Origin of the sequence: Micromonospora globispora (genome assembly GCF_003857015.1) — a bacterium.
Lineage (GTDB): Bacteria > Actinomycetota > Actinomycetes > Mycobacteriales > Micromonosporaceae > Micromonospora > Micromonospora globispora.
Window position 1 is genome coordinate 1 of the sequence record NZ_QGGF01000592.1, and the last position, 2,783, is coordinate 2,783.

A 2,783-nucleotide genomic window follows, 5' to 3' on the forward strand; every position below is an offset into this window, starting at 1 on the left:
GCGGTACGCCCCGCAGCGGCGTGGTGTGCCGACCGACCTGGACCGCGAGGGCGGCCAGCAGCAACCCCACGACCAGCGTGTGCACCGCCGCCCGGGCGGCCCGTCCGGCGACCAGGCTCACCGCGCCGACCAGCGCGACCGGCACGGTCGGCACGATTGCGATCAGCGCCACCAGGAGCAGGACGTCGCCGCGCGAGGCGCGGTGGAACAGGAAGAAGTCGGGGCTGCGGCCCAGCACGTCGAGCAGCGGCTGGGTGACCACCAGCCCGACCAGGGCGACCACCTCCAGCAGCCGGCGCAGCTCCGCCCGCCACCGCCCGGGTTCCCGGGGTGCGCCGGGCGCGGCCGGCCGGGCTTCCGACGGCGTGAGGGTGCGTTCAGCCACCCACGACCGCCTGGTAGAGCGTCCGCGTCCCCGACGGCAGCTCCGACCGGCGCTCGATCCGGCAGCGGGTCGCGAGCAGCCGCTCGAACGTGTCCCGCCGGTAGTCGGGGAAGAGGCCCTCCGGCTTGTTGGCCAGCAGCCGGCGGGCCATCGGGTCCTCGGGGTGGACGAACTCCACCACCAGCCGGCCGCCGGGCACGCCGAGGCCGACGATCTGGTCCACCACCTCCCCCAGCGGCACGTTCCGGCCGATCGCCAGGTGGTGCACCAGCGCCAGGGCGAGGACGACGTCGGCCTGGGTCCGGTCGGCGAAGCCGGCCCGCTCGACGCCCCGCCAGCCGCCCCCGGGCGACGGATCGGCGAGGTCCATCACCAGCGGCAGGACGCGCCGCTCGCCGTCCGCGCGCAGCGCCCGGTAGAGCTCGTCGGCGACCGCCGGGTCCTGCTCCACCGCGACCACGTAGTCCGCGTGCCGGGCGGCGATCCGGGCGTACCGGCCGTCGTTGGCGCCCAGGTCGAGCACCAGTCCGGACCCGCCGAGGGTGGCCGTCGCCGCCTCGACGAAGCGTTCCTTGGCCTGCCGGTCCGGCACGGAGTAGCCGCAGGTGCGCTGGTAGTCCGACCAGTGGCTCGCCCCCGGCCGGCGGTCCAGCCGGCGGACCAGCTTCTCGATCCCGCGGACGGTGGCCGAGGCCAGCTCCCGGGAGTACCCGGCCGCCCGTAGCTGGGCCCGGACGTCGCGGGTGGTGGAGCGGGCGTGCCGTGCCTGCATGGCGCCGTGCAGGTGCACGTGGGTGGGCACGCCGGGCAGCAGCCGCCGGGTTCCGCCGAAGAGCCGGCGCATCTGGTCCGGCTCGATGCCGTCGACCCGGGCCCGCAGCCAGGGCTGGAAGTCCACGCCGAGGTGGGCCTGGAGCAGCAGCGGGTAGAGCAGGGTCTGGCAGAACTGGCGGTACCCGGCCCACGGTTCGCCGTCCCGCGCCGGCGCGAAGGAGCCGACGTCGATGAAGACCGGCGAGGCGCCGCGCCACTGCAGGTTGTAGGCCGACCCGTCCTTGGTGGTGAAGCCGGCCGCGAGCGCCGCGCGCAGGATGTTCAGGTGCAGCAGGGCGGCGTCGCGAAGCATCCCGAAGGACCATTCGTACGGGTGGGAGACAAACGGGATGCGTTCGTGCCGCAGCACCGCGGTCCAGGGCACGTCGACCGGGGTCGGCACCAGTTCCTCGGTGCCGCAGACCTTGCCCTCGGCCAGCAGGGACCGGAAGAAGTCGGTGGCCGCGAGGGAGCGCCAGTCCCGGGCCGCCAGGTCGTCGAGCCCGCGCAGCACCTCGCCGTCGCGGTGGAAGACCCGGTTGGTCGGGTCGCGGAACGATCCGGGTTCGATCCGGATGCCGGTGTCGGAGATCGCCATCGCCGATCCCGGCCCGCTCAGCCCTGGTCGCTGGGCTGACGACGGAAGCGGGCGACCAGTCGGCGCCAGTAGAGCTTGGCCGCCACCGCCGCTCCGGCCACCCCACCGACCACCGCCTGCACGATCAGGCTGCCGGACCCCGCATCCAGGTAGGCCAGGTGCATCACCGGCTGCTCCCTTCCCTCGCCGTCATCAAGCCGGCAGACCGGGGCGCGCCGCGATGAGGCTTTTAACCCTTAAAGCCGGACTTGTCTCCCTGCACACCGTACGCCGGACCGGCCGACCGTGGAGGCCACACCGGTCACCGGGCCCACGTCCGTTCCGTTCAAGACAGCCGCCCCCGGCCACCCCTACCGTCGCCGCCATGACACCTCGCTTCGACCTCATCGGCATGGCGGTCACCGACATGGCCCGCACCCTCGACTTCTACCGGCAGCTCGGGTTGGCCATCCCGCCCGGCGCGGAACGCGAACCGCACGTCGAGGTCATCCTGGACAGTGGGCTGCGGCTGGCCTGGGACGCGGTCGACATGGTCCGCACCTTCGACCCGGGCTTCACCCCGCCCACCGGAAGCCCGCGGGTCAACCTGGCGTTCCGCTGCGCCGACCCGGCCGAGGTCAACCGCTGGTACGCCGAGCTGACCGGCGCCGGGTACCACGGCCACCTGGCACCGTGGGACGCCGTCTGGGGCCAGCGGTACGCGGTCCTGCACGACCCCGACGGCAACGGGGTGGATCTGTTCGCCCCGCTCGCCGCCGACTGACCAGGACTCAGTCGGGCAGCAGGCGGGTTGGTGGGACGCCGGCCAGCTCGCGGACGTCCCGGGTGAGGTGGGCCTGGTCGGCGTACCCGGCGCGGGCGGCCACCTCGGCCAGCGGCTTACCGGCCCGGGCCAGCGTCTTCGGGCCGTACCCGAAGAGGCTCAGGCTGCGTCGGTGCAGGGCGCGCTGACCGAGGCCGACCTCGGCGGCGGCACCAGCGTCGCCC

Annotated in this window: 4 protein-coding genes and 1 pseudogene; 1 reads left to right on the forward strand and 4 read right to left on the reverse strand. The window is 74.3% G+C overall.

The window, feature by feature from the left end; all coding sequences use genetic code 11:
* The 3 genes and pseudogenes from DKL51_RS29865 to DKL51_RS35350 form a co-directional block, all read right to left on the reverse strand.
* A pseudogene (locus DKL51_RS29865) lies at positions 1–385 on the reverse strand (sulfatase-like hydrolase/transferase); the annotation flags it as partial.
* Positions 378–1,796 (reverse strand): class I SAM-dependent methyltransferase, encoded by a 1,419-nt coding sequence (locus DKL51_RS29870; protein ID WP_109947272.1) that lies wholly within the window; start codon positions 1,794–1,796, stop codon positions 378–380. The pseudogene DKL51_RS29865 and the gene DKL51_RS29870, both read right to left, overlap by 8 nt.
* Positions 1,797–1,813: 17 nt before the next feature.
* Positions 1,814–1,963 (reverse strand): hypothetical protein, encoded by a 150-nt coding sequence (locus DKL51_RS35350; RefSeq protein WP_165823239.1) that lies wholly within the window; start codon positions 1,961–1,963, stop codon positions 1,814–1,816.
* Positions 1,964–2,160: 197 nt separating this feature from the next.
* Here DKL51_RS35350 and DKL51_RS29875 point away from each other — a divergent pair, with 197 nt between their 5' ends.
* Entirely contained in the window at positions 2,161–2,559 is a 399-nt protein-coding gene (locus DKL51_RS29875) for a VOC family protein (protein ID WP_109947273.1), read from the forward strand.
* A gap of 7 nt (positions 2,560–2,566) precedes the next feature.
* Here the strand turns inward: DKL51_RS29875 and DKL51_RS29880 are convergent.
* On the reverse strand, positions 2,567–2,783 hold a 217-nt coding region (locus DKL51_RS29880), incomplete at its 5' end, for a helix-turn-helix transcriptional regulator (RefSeq protein WP_498070962.1).

Coding starts and splice junctions, on each gene's coding strand:
- DKL51_RS29870 (WP_109947272.1), bottom strand. CDS start 1,796: ATGGCGATCTCCGACACCGGCATCCGGATCGAACCCGGATCGTTCCGC.
- DKL51_RS29875 (WP_109947273.1), top strand. CDS start 2,161: ATGACACCTCGCTTCGACCTCATCGGCATGGCGGTCACCGACATGGCC.